Source organism: Dermacoccus sp. GAS27A (assembly GCF_044909235.1).
GTDB classification, from domain to species: domain Bacteria; phylum Actinomycetota; class Actinomycetes; order Actinomycetales; family Dermatophilaceae; genus Dermacoccus; species Dermacoccus nishinomiyaensis.
Genome location: NZ_JBIYDW010000016.1, coordinates 1 through 16,163, shown reverse-complemented (window position 1 = coordinate 16,163; position 16,163 = coordinate 1). Strand labels below are relative to the sequence as shown.

Below are 16,163 nucleotides of genomic sequence, written 5' to 3'. Positions count from 1 at the left end.
CGACGCGTCGTCGGCTTCCCATTCGCCAGTTCCTTCGGCATAACCCCATCCTCGTTTCCAAGGTCAGGAGTCTCCAACAAACTCAGGGCGCTTCACGGCTCGATGCCGAGCTCGGTCGCCGAACCGTCCCCATCGACCCGCGACACGTTCCCACGGGAAGGGGTCATATGTGCGGTCGCGCTCGAGCCTTCCATCGAACCCACGTCTCCAACGGCGCCCACTTGAGTCCGTGAAGGACACGTAGAGGGGGACGGCACGGTTGTCGTCAATGCGTGAAGTCCTGAAGACCTCCACATCCTCTGCGCCGGGGCTGATATCGATCCCATGGTCGGGAAGGGAAGCAACGCTCCGAGGGATCCGCCTACCTGCTGAATCTACGGCCGACGGCGTGTCCACGGCTGTCGCGAGGTGGTGGATAGGTAGTGAGTTCGCGTTCGTTACGCGCACGATGATGTCGCTTCTCTCACCGCGAAGACTGCACGAAAGAAGCCGAGCTTCTGCCGCCTCATCACGCGCACGATCGCGCCGCATGATGTTGAACCCCAACAGCAGCGATCCACCGGTCAGAAGCGACCCGACCCACGCCGACACCGGCCCCCACTCCACAGTCACACCCCAATCCTCACCGTCACCTAAGTTGACCCCCCGCGCGTGTCGTGTCAACGCCCCTTCGAAAGGAGCTTCCTGACCCGGGTTCGTCAGGGCCAGCAGCGAGTCTAGATGCCTGACCCGGGGCTATTGATCAACGCGTTCGTTTAGCGTGGTCTCGTGGGCTGCGCCATTACCGGCGCCGCGAGGGATGGCGGAGCCAACCAGGGCTCGGCCCGGATCAAGTGGCGGCGTTCGTGGCACTGAAGCGCCCTGGGTTTGGTTCCGTCCTTCCTGAAGGAGAATCGGACCATGCCCAAGAAGTACGACCAGGACTTACGTGAGCATGCGGTGCGGATGGTGTTGGACAAGCGCGCCGCCGATGGATGCTCGCAGCGTGTCGCGATGGACGCTGTGGGAGCGTCGCTCGGGATAGCGCCCGCCACGATCCGTAACTGGATGCCCCGCCCCGGTGAAGAGCCAGCGGCGACTGGCGCGGCGAAGCCGCGTGAGTCGCTCGAGGAAGAGAACCGGCGCTTACGCCGCGAACTCGCCGAAACGAGGCGGGCGAACGAGATCTTGAAGAAGGCCTCGGCTTTTTTCGCAGCGGAACTCGACCGCCCCACGACGAGATGATCCGGTTCATCGACGAACACCGTGATCGTTTCGGGGTCGAGCCGATCTGTCGCGCCCTTCGCGCGACGGACTGTGGGTTCATCACCTCCCGTGGCTACCGCGCCGCGAAAGCCCGCCCTCGCTGCGCGCGAGCGATCCGTGACGACGTCCTTGTGGAGGAAGTGAAACGCCTCCACGCCCAGAATTACGGGGTGTACGGCCATCGCAAGATGTGGCACGCGATGCGCCGCGAGGGCTGGCTGATCGGACGCGACCAGACCGCGCGACTCATGAGAATCGCTGGGCTGCACGGTGTTCGCCGTGGGCGCCGCCCGTTCACGACCGTGCCGTCGAAGCTGCCCGACCACCGCCCGGATCTCGTGGAGCGTGACTTCCACGCGTTGACGCCGGACATGTTGTGGGTAGCAGACATCACCTACGTGCGCACCGTTAGCGGGTTCGCGTACACGGCCTTCATCACGGATGCGTGCACGCGCAAGATTGTCGGCTGGTCGGTCGCGTCGTCGCTGTCGACGCAGGCGTTGCCGATGATCGCGTTGCAGCAGGCCATCGCGACGACGCCGGCGGCGCGTCAGGGTGGGCGGCTCGTGCACCACAGCGACCGCGGCGTCCAGTACGTCAGCCTGGCCTACACCGACACACAGGCCGAGCACGGCGTCGCGCCTTCGGTGGGGACAGTGGGCGATTCGTACGACAACGCCTTGGCTGAGACGGTCAACGGGTTGTACAAGGCCGAACTGATCTACTCACGCACGACATGGCCGTCGACGTCGGCGGTCGAGTTGGCGACATCGGAGTGGGTGACCTGGTGGAACCACCAGCGCCTGCACGAAGCACTCGGCTACCGCACGCCGGTCCAGGTCGAAGCGTCCTACGATCAATCCCAGACGAGAACCCTCGTCACCACATAAGCGCGGAACGAAACCCAGGGCGCTTCAGTGCTGGGTCATGCTCGTTCTCGTTCCTGGTGGTGGTGTGCCGGGACGTGCCCCTCGGCGACGGAGTGCTCGGCCTGGAAGATCGCGTCGGTCACGAGCTGTGAGGCGTGCTCGTTCTCCAGTCGGTAGAAGACCCGCTGGCCCTCCTGCCGGGTGGACACGATCCGAGCCATGCGCAGCCTCGCCAGGTGCTGGGAGACCGCGGCGGGCGACTTGTCGACGATGTCGGCGAGATGGTTGACCGACAGCTCGTCGCTGGCGCGCAGGGCCAGGATGATCCGTACCCGGGTCGCGTCGGCGAGCAGACCGAACACCTCGACCGCAAGCTCCACGTACTGGCTGTCCGGGTCCAATCCGCATCTCTGCTTATCTGCGTCCATACGCAGATTATTGCAGGTGCCGGATCGCTCCGTCTACTTCGGAACGCCGCGACGGCTCGGGGGCGCGGAGGCGCGGTCGCCGCGCCCCCGAACGTTCGTCGGATCAGGACGTCTGGTAGGCGATCGCCGTCATCATCCCGGCCTCGCCGTGGTAGACGTTGTGGCAGTGCGTGAGCCACCGTCCGGGGTTGTCGGCGTCGAACTCGACGCGCAGCGTCGTGCCGGGCAGGACGATCGCGGTGTCCTTGCGCGGCCCGCCGTCGGGGAGCTGGTAGGTGTGCCCGTGCAGGTGCATCGGGTGCCACATCGTGGTCGAGTTCTTGAACTCGAGGGCGATCCGCTCGTCCTCCTTGATGCTGAGGGCGTCGCGCATCGGCTGGTCCATGTCCATGCGCTTGCCGTTGATAGCCCAGTCGTACTTCTCCATGCCCCCGGTCAGTTCCAGGGCGACCGTGCGATCGACGGCGCGCTGCGGCAGCCTGACCGTGTCGGCGGCTTTGAGGTCGGCTGCGGTGGCGGGGGTCTTCGTCTGCGGGAGCTTCGTCTTCTTCGTCGGGGTGGAGCCGGAACCGGTGCGCAGGACGGCGAGGGCCTGGTCCTGCTTGCCGAGGGCCTCGGCGATGACGGCGAACGCGCCGTCGCCGGCGGTGATGACCGTGTCGTAGCGCTCCCCCATGCCGAGCACGACGCTCTCGGCCTTGTGGGGCTGGACCGGGAAGCCGTCGGCGTGGGTGATGGTGAGCGGGTGCTCGGCGACGCCGAAGCGGAAGGCGGTGTCGCCACCGGCGTTGATCACTCGCAGCCTGATCTTCTCGCCGGGCTTGGCGGTGAAGGTCTGGGGATCGTTGGCGGGCTTGCCGTTGATCAGGTAGAGGGGGTAGTAGACGTCGCCGGCGTCGCCGCCGAGCAGCGGCGAGGTCGCTCCCATCAGGGTGTTGCCCATCCGCATCGGCCCCATGTCCATGCCGCCGTGGTCCATCATGCCCTTGCTCAGTTCCTTGAGGACCTCGTCGGGGGTCGCGGTGACGCCGTCGAGCCAGTCGTCCAGGACGATGACCCACTCCTTGTCGTAGTCGGCCTTCTCGTTGGGGTCGTCGATGATCAGCGGCGCGTAGAGGCCGCGGTCGAGCTGCGTGCCGACGTGCGGGTGGAACCAGAACGTGCCCGGCTCGGGGAGCGTGAACTCGTAGGCGAAGGAGCCGCCGGGCTGGACGGGCTCCTGGGTGAGGTTCGGGACGCCGTCCATGTCGTTGCGCAGCGCGAGGCCGTGCCAGTGCACTGCGGTCGGGTCCGGGAGGCTGTTGGTGAGGGCGACCTTCAGGGTGTCGCCGACGTCGCCGCGCAGCGGCTCGGTCGCCGATGCTCCGCGGTAGGCCCACGTCTTGGCCGTCTTGCCGCCGAGGTCGAGGGTGACCGGCTCGGCGGTCAGGGCGCGCTGCACGACGGCCCCGGTGCTGCGGCGCTTCGCCTCGACCGCCGTGACCGCGGCACCGTCGGGCCGGACGAACGAGGGCGTCTTCTTGATGGTGGAGCTGCAGCCGGCCAGGCCTGCTGCGGTGAGGGTCAGTGCGCCGAGTGACAGGAACTGGCGGCGGTTCAGGCTGGAGTGCATGGGTGATGTCCTTATGTGTCGATGGTGAGCGGTGCCACGGCATCGAGCCCGGCGCGCTCGGCGATCAACGGGTGATCGGGCGCGCAGGGCCGCTGGGCCCAGGCGGGGCCCAGGCGAGGCCCCGGCGTCATGGGACGCGATGCCGTGGCAGGTGCGGCGGGTTCAAGTACCAGCCGCGTTGGGCGGTGAGCGCCGTGTCGGTGCTCCCGGCTACTCACGTTCGATGGATCGACAGCTCCAGGTGGGTCAGCGCGAGCCGGCGAGGCGTCTGGGTCGGCGGCGTCGGCTCGGGTGCGGGGACGAGTCCGGGCAGGCTCGCGGCGACCGGGGCCGGCAGGGCCGGGACGCTCTTGCCGGTCGGTACGGAGACGCAGGTGGATCCGCCGCCGCCGCTCATGGCGTCCGCGCAGCCGCCGGAGCCGTGCACCGTGCCGTGCGCTCCGGACGCGGTCAGCACGGGAGCGGCGGTCGGCGCGCCGATCATGCCGTGCGACGACAGGGACGCGTGACCCGACGACGTCATCGAGGCAGCCGCAGCTGTGGGCCCGCCGACCAGCGCGTGCATGCCGAGGAGGCCCGCGATCAGCAGCGCGGCGACGACGAAAAGCTGCAGCCGGGGGCGACTGAGGCGGGGTTCGTCGCTCGCGGTCTCCACAACCCAACCATACCCCGGTGGCGTATCCCTTCGACGCGGCGAGTCCGGTCGGCGACAAGCTCGGACGGTCTTGCGGGAATACCCAGTGGGGGTATATGGTTGCCCTCGTACAGTACCCACTGGGGGTACCCCACGAATGAGGAGATCCGATGGCTGCGAACGAGTATCAGGTAACGGGCATGACCTGCGGGCACTGCGAGATGTCGGTGCGCGAGGAGGTCGGCGAGGTCGCCGGCGTCGAAGAGGTCGAGGTCAGCGCGCAGACCGGGAAGCTCGTCGTCTCCAGCTCCGGCGAGATCGACGACGCGAAGGTCCTGGCCGCCGTCGAGGAGGCCGGCTACACGGCCGTCCGCGCCTGACGACACCACCAGCGCGGCTCAGGCTCCCCGTCCACCGCGTCGGCGACGGGGCTGAGCGCGCACCACCGATCGCATGGGCGACATGACCGCCCCTGCGCACGAGCCGGACGCCGCAGGGCCCGGAGGAGAGAAGGAACAGAGGATGACTGCACCAGCGCCGCTCAGCGCGGACGCCGGCATCGAGCTCGACATCGGCGGGATGACCTGTGCCTCGTGCGCGAACCGGATCGAGCGCAAGCTCAACAAGCTCGACGGCGTCGTCGCGTCGGTGAACTATGCCACCGAGAAGGCCAAGGTCACCGTGCCCGCCGGCTACGACTCTGCGCTGCTGGTCGCCGAGGTTGAGAAGACCGGCTACACCGCCGCGCTGCCGAAGCCCAAGGACACCGAGGCTGACGGGGCCGCATCCGAGGACGGCGATGCCGCCGATCCCGAGCTGACCTCGCTCGAGCAGCGGCTGATCGGGTCGATCGTGCTCACCGTCCCGGTGATCGCGATGGCGATGATCCCGGCCCTGCAGTTCACCTACTGGCAGTGGGCCTCGCTGACCCTGGCCGCGCCGGTGATCGTGTGGGCGGGCTGGCCGTTCCACAAGGCATCGTGGATTAACCTCAAGCACGGCACCGCAACGATGGACACGCTCGTCTCGATGGGCACCGCGGCGGCGTTCCTGTGGTCGCTGTACGCGCTGTTCTTCGGCCACGCCGGTATGCCGGGGATGAAGCACCCGTTCGAGTTCGCGCTGGCCCGCTCCGACGGCGCGGGCAACATCTACCTCGAGGCCGCCGCCGGGGTAACGATGTTCATCCTCGCCGGTCGCTACTTCGAGAAGCGGTCCAAGCGCCAGGCAGGCGCGGCCCTGCGCACCTTGCTCAATCTCGGAGCGAAGGAGGTCTCGGTCTTGCGCGGCGGGGCCGAGGTCAAGATCCCGACCGCAGAGCTGGCCGTTGGCGACGAGTTCGTCGTCCGCCCCGGAGAGAAGATCGCCACCGACGGCACCGTCGTCTCCGGCACCTCCGCCGTGGACGCATCCATGCTCACCGGCGAATCGGTGCCGGTGGAGGTCGCACCGGGCGACCCGGTCACCGGAGCGACCGTCAACGCCGGTGGACGCCTCGTCGTCCAGGCGACACGGGTCGGCTCCGACACCCAGCTGGCGCAGATGGCCAAGCTGGTCGAGGACGCCCAGTCCGGCAAGGCCGCCGTCCAGCGGCTGGCCGACCGGATCTCCGGGGTGTTCGTGCCGATCGTCATCGCGATCGCGATTGTCGCCCTGGTCGCGTGGCTGGTCTCCGGATTCGGCGTCTCGGCCGCATTTACCGCCGCCGTGGCGGTCCTCGTGATCGCCTGCCCCTGCGCGCTCGGCCTCGCCACCCCGACCGCGCTGCTGGTCGGCACCGGCCGCGGCGCGCAGATGGGCGTGCTCATCAAGGGCCCCGAGGTGCTCGAGTCCACCCGCAAGGTCGACACCGTCGTGCTGGACAAGACCGGCACCGTCACCACCGGGAAGATGACGTTGGTCCAGGCGATCACCGAGCCCGGCACCGACCGCGCCGAGCTGCTCCGCCTGGCCGGCGCGCTGGAGGACGCCTCCGAGCACCCCATCGCCCAGGCCATCGCCAAGGGCGCGGTCCAGGAGGTCAGCACCCTGCCCACCCCCGAGGATTTCGCCAACATCGAAGGCAAGGGCGTGCAGGGCGTCGTCGACGGGCACGCAGTGCTCGTCGGCCGGGAGTCCCTGCTGGCCGACTGGTCCCAGCGTCTCTCCCCCGACGTCGCCGCCGCCAAGGCCGCGGCCGAGAGCGAGGGCAAGACCGTCGTCGCCGTCGGCTGGGACGGGCAGGCTCGCGGGGTCCTCATTGTCGCCGACACAGTGAAGCCCACCAGCGCCGAGGCCATCGCGGGCCTGAAGGGTCTGGGCCTGACCCCGGTGCTGCTCACCGGAGACAACGAGGCCGTCGCGAAGCGGATCGCTGCCGAGGTCGGCATCGACCAGGTCATCGCCGAGGTCCTGCCCAAGGACAAGGTCGACCTCGTAACCCGCCTGCAGAGCGAGGGGAAGGTCGTCGCCATGGTCGGCGACGGCGTCAACGACGCCCCCGCGCTCGCGCAGGCCGACCTCGGCCTGGCGATGGGCACCGGCACCGACGTCGCGATCGAGGCCTCCGACATCACCCTGGTCCGCGGGGACTTGCGGGCCGCGGTCGACGCGATCCGCCTGTCCCGCAAGACCCTCGGCACGATCAAGACCAACCTGTTCTGGGCCTTCGCCTACAACGTCGCCGCCATCCCGGTCGCGGCGCTGGGCATGCTCAACCCCATGCTCGCAGGCGCGGCGATGGCGTTCTCGTCCGTCTTCGTCGTCGGCAACAGCCTCCGCCTGCGCGGGTTCAAGAGCGTCGCCAAACAGTGATGTAGCAGAACCCACCCCAACCCATACGGATACATGAAAGGCATCCACGGAGTATGACCAACGAATCCCAGGCACCCACCGGCTGCTGCTGCAGCACCAGCGTGGCCGAGACCAACGCGGTTGCCGCCGACGGGCGCGAGGACCTCCTCGCCGGAGGCGACGACGACATGACCACCTGCCCTGTCATGGTCGGCAGCGCGGTCAGCAAGACGGCGGCCGAGGCCCAGGGCCTCTTCCGCGACTATGACGGGAAGCGGTACTGGTTCTGCTGCGCGGGCTGCGGGCCGACCTTCGACTCGGACCCGGCCACATACGCCGCCAACGTGGCGTAACCCCGGCGGGCATGGGGCCGCGGCGCTGAATCGCTGCGGCCCCGCCAACCGGACGGAGCGACCCCCCGACGACTGCGGCGACCAGCCGATTGCCATATACCCTATAGGGGTATATGGTTAGATCAGATCGAATGGATAGGAGACCATATGCGCAAGCGCCTCATGACGACCATCGCCGCAGGAGTGCTCGGTGGAGCACTGGTGCTGACAGGCTGCAGCACCGGCGGAGACCAGGGCCACCAGGGTCACGAGGGCGGCAGTTCGGCCAGTGCCCCGGCCAGCAGCGACGGCGGGATGGACCACTCGTCGATGGAGCACCCGATGGACGGGGGCCCCGCTCCCGCGGGCATCGAGGAGGCCACGTCGCCCAAGTACCCGGTGGGAACCAAGGTCACGCTGACCGCCGACCACATGGAGGGCATGGACGGGGCGAAGGCCACGATCGTCGGCGCTTTCGACACCTACACCTACGCAGTGAACTTCACCCCCACCACCGGCGGCGCGCCGGTCAAGGACCACAAGTGGGTCGTCCAGCAGGAGATCAAGGACGCCGGCACCAAGCGGCTGCCCGACGGCACCGAGGTCACCCTGGAGGCCGAGCACATGGAGGGCATGAAGGGCGCGAAGGCCACCATCGCGTTCTCCACTGACCAGACCGTCTACATGGTCGACTACGAGGCCGGCGGCATGAAGATGACCAACCACAAGTGGGTCGTTGAGAGCGAGATCAAGCCGGCCTCCTGAGCCTTCCGCCGTCGGCCCGCAAAGGGCCCGCGGCGAGACAGACACCCGACCGAGGGGAACAACGAGGGGAAGAGAAGAGCAATGACGGACCCGACCGCGCACCACCATCACCACGGCGACGTCGCCGACGAGGTCGCTCACGGCCCGCATGGCGCGCACGCCGCCGTCGCGGCGACCGAGGACGCTCACGCGGCGCACGAGGGCCACGGCATGGACCATGACATGCACGACGGCCACGACGGCCACGGCGGCCACGGCGGACATGCCGGCCACGGGGACCACGTCGGCCAGTTCCGCCGGCTGTTCTGGATCAACCTCGTCATCGCGGTCCCCGTGGTCGCGCTCTCGCCCATGTTCGCCATGCTGCTGGGCTACTCGGTGCCCGGCTGGGCCGGCTGGGTCGCCGCGGTGCTCGGAACCGTCATGTACGCCTGGGGCGGCACGCCGTTCCTCACCGGGGCCTGGAGTGAGCTGAAGAGCCGCCAGCCGGGGATGATGCTGCTGATCGCCCTCGGGATCACCGTCGCGTTCTTCGCCTCCTGGGCCGCCACGCTTGGGCTCGTCCACCACGAGCTCGAGTTCTGGTGGGAGCTGGCGCTGCTGATCGTGATCATGCTGCTGGGCCACTGGATCGAGATGCGTTCCCTGGCCCAGACGACCTCCGCGCTGGACTCCCTGGCCGCGCTGCTGCCCGATGAGGCCGAGCGCGTCGAGGGCGACGACGTCGTCACGGTCGATCCGGCCGAGCTCCGGGTCGGCGACGTGGTCATCGTCCGGCCCGGTGGCAGCGTCCCCGCCGATGGCACCGTCGTCGACGGCCGTGCAGACATGGACGAGTCGATGATCACCGGCGAGTCGCGGCCGGTCTCCCGCGGCGAGGGCGACCCGGTCACCGCCGGCACGGTGGCCACCGACTCCGGCCTGCGCGTCGAGATCACCGCCACCGGCGACGACACCGCCCTGGCGGGCATCAACCGGCTCGTCGCCGAGGCGCAGGGCTCTTCCTCACGCGCACAGCGCATCGCCGACCGCGCAGCCGCCCTGCTGTTCTGGTTCGCCCTCGGAGCCGCGCTGGTCACCGCCGTGGCCTGGACGCTGATCGGCAGCCCCGACGACGCGGTCGTCCGGGTCATCACCGTGCTGGTGATCGCCTGCCCGCACGCCCTGGGTCTGGCGATCCCGCTGGTGGTCTCCATCGCCACCGAGCGCGCCGCCCGCGGCGGCGTCCTGGTCAAGGACCGCCTCGCGCTGGAGTCCATGCGCCAGGTCGACGCGGTCCTCTTCGACAAGACCGGCACGCTGACCCGGGGCGAGCCCACCGTCACCGGCGTCGAGCCGGTCGGCGACCTGGACGCCGACCAGGTCCTCGCCCTGGCCGCCTCCGCCGAGGCCGACAGCGAGCACCCCCTCGCGAAGGCCATTGTCGCCGCCGCCAAGGACCGCAGCCTCGCATTCGAGCCCGGGAGCGGCTTCTCTTCCTCGCCCGCCGTCGGTGTCACCGCGACTGTGGCCGGCCGGGAGATCCGCGTCGGCGGACCCCGCCTGCTCGAGGAGACCGCGCAGTCCGAGGTCGACACCGCCGACGCCTGGCGCGCCGAGGGCGCGATCATCCTCCACGTCCTCCGGGACGGGACGGTGATCGGCGGCCTGAAGCTCGCCGACGAGGTCCGGTCCGAGTCCCGCGACGCCGTCGACGCCCTCCATGAGCTCGGCGTCGAGGTCGTCATGATCACCGGCGACGCCGAGGCCGTCGCGAACGAGGTCGGAAAGGAGCTCGGCATCGACCGCGTCTTCGCCGGCGTCCGCCCCGAGGACAAGTCCGCTAAGGTCGCCCAGCTGCAGCACGAGGGCAAGAAGGTCGCCATGGTCGGCGACGGCGTCAACGACGCTCCCGCCCTCGCGCAGGCCGACGTCGGCATCGCCATCGGGGCCGGCACGGACGTCGCCATCGCCTCCGCCGGCGTCATCCTCGCCAGCTCCGACCCGCGCAGCGTCCTGTCGGTCATCCAGCTCTCCCGGGCCGCCTATCGGAAGATGAAGCAGAACCTGTGGTGGGCAGCCGGCTACAACCTCCTCTCCGTGCCGCTCGCGGCAGGCCTCCTCGCACCCCTCGGGTTCGTCCTGCCCATGTCGGTCGGCGCGATCCTGATGTCCCTGTCCACCGTCGTCGTCGCACTCAACGCCCAGCTGCTGCGGCGCATCGACCTCACACCCCAAGCCAGCACCCGCTCCGTCCTGGATCGCCAGAAGTGAAGGACACGCTCATAACCACCGACACCGCCACCGATGACACCGCCATCGACGCCGAGCACCACCAGCACGGCTACATCAGCGACAAGGACCGCTACCTCCAGCGCATGAAGCGCATCGAGGGCCAGGCCCGCGGCATCGCCAAGATGATCGACGACGAGAAGTACTGCGTCGACATCCTCACCCAGGTCTCGGCGCTCACCCGGGCCCTGCAGGGCGTCGCGACCGGGCTGCTCGACGACCACCTCAAGCACTGCGTCCTCGACGCCGCCAAGCAGGGCGACGACGACGCGGCCCTCGCCAAGATCCAGGAAGCCAGCGACGCCATCAACCGTCTCGTGCGGTCCTGAACCAGCACCGCGACCACAGCAACCGTCCCAAAGGGGAGGAGGAACCCATGGCCCGCTTCGAACCACTGACTCCGGAAACCGCCGCCGGCACGTCCCGCGAGCTGCTCGGCGACCTCGTCGAGCGCCACGGCACCGTGGGCGACATGGTCGCCACCATGGCCCACTCCCCCGCCGTGCTCGGCGGCTACCTCGGCCTGAGCAAGGCCATGCGCCGCGCCAAGCTCGACCGCGCGACCAGCGAGCTGATCTCCATCGCGGTCCAGGAACAACAGGGGTGCGGCCTCTGCCTGGCCTCGCACATCGAGGCGGCCAAGTCGCTCGGCGTCGCCGACTACGAGATCGAGCTCGCGCAGCTGGGCACCGCGAGCCGTCCGGAGTTGGCCGCGATCATCGCTCTGGGCCTGCAGGTCTACCGCGCGCCGGCGTCCATCACCGACGAGCAGGTCGAGGAGCTGCGCGCCCTCGGCTACAGCGACCGGGCGATCGCCGACGTCGTCGGAGTCGTCTCCCTCAACATCATCACCGGAGCGTTCAACCTCGTCGCCGGGCTCACTCCGGGCGAGGAAGGCTGACACCCACGGTGCCTTGGCCGAGAGGATAGGCAGCGGCCTGCAAAGCCGTCCACACGGGTTCGAATCCCGTAGGCACCTCCATCCGACGCCCGTGGAATGCATTCTCCGTGTTCAGTCTTCCCGCAGTCCTCATCGAATACGAATCGTCGAGCAGGCCGGCCGAATCTGAGCACCGGTTTGGCTGGGCTTGCTTCGACGACGACATACGACAGGGGAAGCCGACAGGCCGCCGCTCGCCGGCGGCACGAGGATGGGAGGTCCGGACGAGTGCATAGAACACTGCCCGCCCGGACCCGGCTCGTCCATTGGGGTGCTCTGCTCGCCATCCTGGTCGGCATCGTCGGGATGAACCTCATGTCGCAGGGGGACGCGTCCCCCGCCCCCGACGCGGCCGTGGGCCAGGCCGTCGTGCTCGGACAGCCGGTAGCAGCCTCAGATGCCGACGGCTCCGCACACCACGAGCCGATGAGCTGCCCCGGCTGCGCCGCTGCCTCGACAGGCGGATCTTCGACCGGCGAAGCCCCGATGGACCCGATGGGCTGCCTCGCGGCGGCGGGCTGCGTGATGGTCTTCGTGCTGTTCGCGATCGCCGCGCTGGACAAGAGGCGGACCGTCGGACGTTGGTGGTATTGCCGATCCAGCCGCCCGGCGTCGACGCGACGCCGCCAGCGATGGCTGCTGAGGACGCCGCCGAGCCTGATCGAGCTGTCGATCCTGCGGACCTGAGGTCCACTCGCCGCTGACCGACGGCCGGTCGATCCGATGACGCCCCTGCTCTGCGCCTTCCCCCGCAGAGGTTCCGTCGGAGACCTCCCTTGCGTCTGCGGCCCTGCTGAAGCGCCGCGGCGGCGGTGTCGTCATCACCCGCCCCGCGGCGAGAACCCTGTTCCAGCAAGAATCCTGAGGACCCTCCGAGAGCCCTTCGCGGGGCCGGTCCGCTGCCGTGGTCCCACGACCAGCGCAGCGATGGCCCGAGCTCCTCGAGCGACCTCGAGCCTCAGGCACGATCGAGGGAATCAGACGTGAACCAGAATCGAACAGGCAAGAACTCGAAGGGCCGGAACCCTCGGCCCACGCCGCCACCGGGTCAACGCGGATCGGCCCGCGCACGCCTGGCGGAGATGAGACGCCAGGAGACCAGGGCCCGAATGCATCGACGGGTGGCCTACGGCATCACCGCCGCTGTCGTCGCCATCGGGCTGAGCATCGGCATCTGGGTGCTCGTGCGGCAGACCTCCTCCCCCGACGCGGCCGGCGGGGTCGTCGGCGCTAGAGGACAGCGCGGCATGCCGCCCTGGCAGCTGCCGTCCGACCCGGAGTCGGCGGCGAAGGCCGCCGGCCTCCAGGTCTCGAAGATGGAGGGCACCGCGACGCATTTCCACTCCCATCTGGACATCACCGTCAACGGTCAGCCGCTGGCGGTGCCCTCCTCCATCGGCGTCGATCCGAGGACCGGAGCGATGTCGGAGCTGCACACCCACGACGAGCGCGGCGTCCTGCACGTCGAGTCCCCGACCAAGGACGGCGTCTACACGCTCGGGCAGGTGTTCGCCGAATGGGACGTCCGGCTCGATGGCGACGGGGTCGGAGGGCTGAACAACACCAAGACCGACAGCCTGCGCGCCTATGTCGACGGCAAGTTGGTCGAAGGCAACCCGGCGAAGATCGAACTCGGTGAGCGGCGGCAGATCTCGCTGATCTACGGGCCGCGGAACGCAACCGACGCTCCGGCCTCCAGCTTCGCCTTCGATCCCGATGAGTGAGCGCATCCGGCGCGGCGGACGACTGGCGCGTCGGCGCACGTCGCGGCCCTCGACGTCCTCGGTAAGGCAGGGGATCCGATCATGAGATTCCCCGCGGCCCTGAATGCTCGCACCGACGACGTGCGCGACGACGGCCAGATCGGCAGCGCGAGGTCGGCGAACGCCGTCGCCGGCCGCTCGGCCCCAGCGTCGATCGGCCTCCCCGGCGGGCTGCGGTTCCTGTGGACGCAGCTGATCACCATGCGCACGGCCCTGGTCCTGCTGTTCCTGCTGGCACTGGCAGCGGTGCCGGGATCATTGGTGCCGCAGCAGAACATCTCGCCGGTGATGGTCAGCATGTTCGTCCGGCAGCACCCGACGTTAGCGCCGATCTATCAGAGGGTCGGCCTGTTCGACGTGTACACCTCGCCGTGGTTGTCCGCGATCTACCTGCTGCTGTTCATCAGCCTGATCGGCTGCATCGTCCCTCGGACGGGCGTGTACCTGCGCGCCCTCCGTCGCCGTCCGCCGAGGACGCCGCGGCACCTGCGTCGGATGCCCGCCTACGCGTCGACGGAGCTGCCCGGCGACGCTCCGGGATCGGCCGAGATCCTGGAGCGCGCCGCCAGGCAACTGAGGGCGCGCCGCTACCGCGTCGCGCGCAACGACGACGGGTCGGTGTCGGCGGAGCGGGGCTACCTCCGCGAGGCCGGCAACCTCGTCTTCCACATCAGCCTGGTGCTCCTGCTGGTCGCGTGGCCGTGGTCTGGCTGACCAACTTCCGGGGCGACCGCGCACTGGTCGTCGGCGGCGACAGCTTCTCCAACGACCTGGTCCAGTACGACGACTTCAAGGCCGGGCCGCTGTTCCGCCAGTCGTCGCTGACCCCGTTCAGCCTCAAGCTCGACAGCTTCGACGTGAAGTTCGAGACCGGAGACGTGCAGCGAGGAGCGGCCCGGCAGTTCAAGGCCGTCGTCACCGTCACCGACCGCCCCGGTGCCAGGCCGCGCCGGGAGACGCTCCAGGTCAACCATCCTCTCGAGCTGGCCGGGGGCCAGAAGGTGCATCTGATCGCCTGGGGGTACGCGCCGGTGGTCACGGTGAAGGACGGCGACGGCAACGTCGCCTACTCCGGAGCGGTGATCTTCCTGCCGCAGGACGGCAACTTCACCTCCGCCGGCGCGATCAAGGCACCCGACGCCCGCCCGCGCCGACTCGGCTTCGAAGGGTTCTTCCTGCCCAGCGCCGCGGTGGACGCCAACGGGCCGCGGTCGGTGTTCCCCGACGCGCTGAACCCTCAGCTGTTCCTGAACGCCTGGTCCGGCGAGCCGGGAGTCGAGACCGGTCAGCCCGAGAGCGTCTACTCCCTCAACACCCGCGGCCTGCAGCAGATCAGGAATCCGCAGAAGCCCGGGCAGCCGCTGCGCTTCGTCCTGCGGCCCGGCTACATCCAGAAGTTGCCCGACGGCCAGGGCTCGATCCAGCTCGACGGCGTCCAGCGATGGGTCAAGCTGCAGGTGGGCGACACCCCCGGCGCTCCGATCGCGGTCGCTGCGATCACGTTCGCTGTGCTCGGCCTGTGCCTGTCCCTCTGCATCCGCCCACGACGCGTCTGGGTCCGGATCCGCTCCCAGCAGGGACGCTCGACGCTGGAGATCGCACGCCTGGACCGCGCCGAGGGCCGGGCCGGCCTGCCCGACGACCTGGTCGCCGTCGTCCGCGACCTCGACCTGGCCGCCCCCAACCCGGCGGTTCGGACCCATCACGACACCACTTCATCGCAGGAGACGAGATGACCACGACATACTTCTCCAGCCTCGCCTTCGTCACCGCGACCGTGCTGTACCTGCTGGCATTCTGCATGCACAGCATCGAGTGGGCGGCCGCGCGCAGGATCGAGGCTCGCAACGTCGACCCGGCCCCGGAGCGGGGGCTGGCGGCGTCCACCGCGACGGCTGCCGGGACGAGCGCACACGGCCCGGGTCGACGGGAGGGAACCGGGGATCCCGGCCGAATCTCGATACCGCGCACCTTCAGACATTGGCCGCGAAGTACGCCGATGAACCCGTCCCCGTTGCTGCGCCAGGGGAATGGGGAGCATGGGTCGATGGAGGTGCGTGGCTGCGCGTTACCGGTACACCTGTCGACTGGATCCTTCGCAACGTAGACCACGTAGACAAACAGTGCACACGAGCACGGGGCGGTCTCTTCGCCTTCCACACCCAACCCGGGCACCCCCTGGGATTTCTCGACGTCAGCTACGCCGGCGAAGTAGCGACAGGCCGCCCTCTCGCAGACCCCCACCACCGACTCGACACGTGGAAGAGCCGGCTCGACCCGTACCCAGGCCTGTTGCGTGAAGCTCTCATCCAGAACACGTGGCAGGTCACTTTCGACCTCGATGGCGCACACAAAGGTGCGGACAAATGTGACACCACGCACGTCGGTCTTTGTTGCGCGCACGCCACGCTGATATGTGCCCACGGGCTGCACGCCTGGGGCCTGACCCCGGTTCTTGGACACGCTGAATCCAGCACCTGGTGCTGGGGAAGCGAGATGATCGAAGAACCATGGCCAGGAAGAACTACTCCG

General features: G+C 69.0%; 15 protein-coding genes, 1 tRNA gene and 1 other annotated feature. Of the genes, 13 read left to right on the top strand and 3 right to left on the bottom strand.

What is annotated here, in order from left to right; all coding sequences use genetic code 11:
• Window positions 1-900: 900 nt before the first annotated feature.
• A protein-coding gene (locus ABH936_RS13810; RefSeq protein WP_404603535.1) for an IS3 family transposase occupies window positions 901-2,135 on the top strand; the annotation gives its coding sequence in 2 pieces (ribosomal slippage) (window positions 901-1,183 and window positions 1,183-2,135; 1,236 coding nt in all).
• Window positions 1,182-1,283 (top strand) — a sequence feature (AL1L pseudoknot). (Overlaps the previous gene by 102 nt.)
• A 35-nt stretch (window positions 2,136-2,170) precedes the next feature.
• Here ABH936_RS13810 and ABH936_RS13805 read toward each other — a convergent pair.
• From ABH936_RS13805 to ABH936_RS13795, 3 genes are all read right to left on the bottom strand, one after another.
• Entirely contained in the window at window positions 2,171-2,542 is a 372-nt protein-coding gene (locus ABH936_RS13805; RefSeq protein WP_006944961.1) for a metalloregulator ArsR/SmtB family transcription factor, read from the bottom strand.
• A 103-nt stretch (window positions 2,543-2,645) separates the two neighbouring features.
• Window positions 2,646-4,154 (bottom strand): multicopper oxidase family protein, encoded by a 1,509-nt coding sequence (locus ABH936_RS13800; protein ID WP_404603534.1) that lies wholly within the window; start codon window positions 4,152-4,154, stop codon window positions 2,646-2,648.
• Window positions 4,155-4,368: 214 nt separating this feature from the next.
• Complete coding sequence (locus ABH936_RS13795) at window positions 4,369-4,809, bottom strand: hypothetical protein (protein ID WP_404603532.1); 441 nt, start codon at window positions 4,807-4,809, stop codon at window positions 4,369-4,371.
• Window positions 4,810-4,958: 149 nt separating this feature from the next.
• Between ABH936_RS13795 and ABH936_RS13790 the strand changes: the two genes are divergently transcribed.
• The 12 genes from ABH936_RS13790 to ABH936_RS13735 all read left to right on the top strand — a co-directional run bounded on the left by ABH936_RS13790 (window position 4,959) and on the right by ABH936_RS13735 (window position 15,367).
• Window positions 4,959-5,168, top strand: a complete 210-nt coding sequence (locus tag ABH936_RS13790) for a heavy-metal-associated domain-containing protein (RefSeq protein ID WP_136788261.1) — start codon at window positions 4,959-4,961, stop codon at window positions 5,166-5,168.
• Window positions 5,169-5,310: 142 nt separating this feature from the next.
• Window positions 5,311-7,581 carry a cation-translocating P-type ATPase gene (locus ABH936_RS13785; RefSeq protein WP_259922119.1) on the top strand — a complete coding sequence of 757 codons (2,271 nt, stop codon included), beginning with the start codon at window positions 5,311-5,313 and terminating at the stop codon, window positions 7,579-7,581.
• Between the two features lie 53 nt (window positions 7,582-7,634).
• Window positions 7,635-7,913 carry a YHS domain-containing protein gene (locus tag ABH936_RS13780; protein ID WP_259922120.1) on the top strand — a complete coding sequence of 93 codons (279 nt, stop codon included), beginning with the start codon at window positions 7,635-7,637 and terminating at the stop codon, window positions 7,911-7,913.
• Between the two features lie 147 nt (window positions 7,914-8,060).
• Window positions 8,061-8,657, top strand: a complete 597-nt coding sequence (locus ABH936_RS13775) for a YdhK family protein (protein WP_404603531.1) — start codon at window positions 8,061-8,063, stop codon at window positions 8,655-8,657.
• 81 nt (window positions 8,658-8,738) lie between these two features.
• Window positions 8,739-10,910 (top strand): heavy metal translocating P-type ATPase, encoded by a 2,172-nt coding sequence (locus tag ABH936_RS13770; RefSeq protein WP_404603530.1) that lies wholly within the window; start codon window positions 8,739-8,741, stop codon window positions 10,908-10,910.
• Window positions 10,907-11,257, top strand: coding sequence for a metal-sensitive transcriptional regulator (locus ABH936_RS13765; RefSeq protein ID WP_404603529.1), 351 nt, complete (start codon window positions 10,907-10,909; stop codon window positions 11,255-11,257). The genes ABH936_RS13770 and ABH936_RS13765 overlap by 4 nt, the downstream gene beginning before the upstream one ends.
• A gap of 47 nt (window positions 11,258-11,304) precedes the next feature.
• On the top strand, window positions 11,305-11,829 hold the full coding sequence (locus ABH936_RS13760; RefSeq protein ID WP_404603528.1) for a carboxymuconolactone decarboxylase family protein: 525 nt from the start codon (window positions 11,305-11,307) through the stop codon (window positions 11,827-11,829).
• Window positions 11,830-11,836: 7 nt separating this feature from the next.
• A tRNA-Cys gene (locus ABH936_RS13755) sits at window positions 11,837-11,910 on the top strand.
• Between the two features lie 186 nt (window positions 11,911-12,096).
• Window positions 12,097-12,555, top strand: coding sequence for a DUF6153 family protein (locus ABH936_RS13750; protein ID WP_040014569.1), 459 nt, complete (start codon window positions 12,097-12,099; stop codon window positions 12,553-12,555).
• A 434-nt stretch (window positions 12,556-12,989) separates the two neighbouring features.
• Window positions 12,990-13,592 (top strand): hypothetical protein, encoded by a 603-nt coding sequence (locus ABH936_RS13745; RefSeq protein ID WP_050786494.1) that lies wholly within the window; start codon window positions 12,990-12,992, stop codon window positions 13,590-13,592.
• An 81-nt stretch (window positions 13,593-13,673) separates the two neighbouring features.
• The gene (locus tag ABH936_RS13740) at window positions 13,674-14,345 is read left to right on the top strand and encodes a cytochrome c biogenesis protein ResB (RefSeq protein WP_404603527.1); all 672 of its coding nucleotides are present in this window, start codon (window positions 13,674-13,676) and stop codon (window positions 14,343-14,345) included.
• The gene (locus ABH936_RS13735) at window positions 14,327-15,367 is read left to right on the top strand and encodes a cytochrome c biogenesis protein ResB (RefSeq protein ID WP_205747109.1); all 1,041 of its coding nucleotides are present in this window, start codon (window positions 14,327-14,329) and stop codon (window positions 15,365-15,367) included. The genes ABH936_RS13740 and ABH936_RS13735 overlap by 19 nt, the downstream gene beginning before the upstream one ends.
• The last annotated feature ends 796 nt before the right edge of the window (window positions 15,368-16,163 follow it).

Bases quoted from the DNA above. Each gene is read 5' to 3' on its own strand.
- ABH936_RS13805 (WP_006944961.1), bottom strand. From the start codon at position 2,542: ATGGACGCAGATAAGCAGAGATGCGGATTGGACCCGGACAGCCAGTAC.
- ABH936_RS13800 (WP_404603534.1), bottom strand. From the start codon at position 4,154: ATGCACTCCAGCCTGAACCGCCGCCAGTTCCTGTCACTCGGCGCACTG.
- ABH936_RS13790 (WP_136788261.1), top strand. From the start codon at position 4,959: ATGGCTGCGAACGAGTATCAGGTAACGGGCATGACCTGCGGGCACTGC.
- ABH936_RS13785 (WP_259922119.1), top strand. From the start codon at position 5,311: ATGACTGCACCAGCGCCGCTCAGCGCGGACGCCGGCATCGAGCTCGAC.
- ABH936_RS13780 (WP_259922120.1), top strand. From the start codon at position 7,635: ATGACCAACGAATCCCAGGCACCCACCGGCTGCTGCTGCAGCACCAGC.
- ABH936_RS13775 (WP_404603531.1), top strand. From the start codon at position 8,061: ATGCGCAAGCGCCTCATGACGACCATCGCCGCAGGAGTGCTCGGTGGA.
- ABH936_RS13770 (WP_404603530.1), top strand. From the start codon at position 8,739: ATGACGGACCCGACCGCGCACCACCATCACCACGGCGACGTCGCCGAC.
- ABH936_RS13760 (WP_404603528.1), top strand. From the start codon at position 11,305: ATGGCCCGCTTCGAACCACTGACTCCGGAAACCGCCGCCGGCACGTCC.
- ABH936_RS13740 (WP_404603527.1), top strand. From the start codon at position 13,674: ATGAGATTCCCCGCGGCCCTGAATGCTCGCACCGACGACGTGCGCGAC.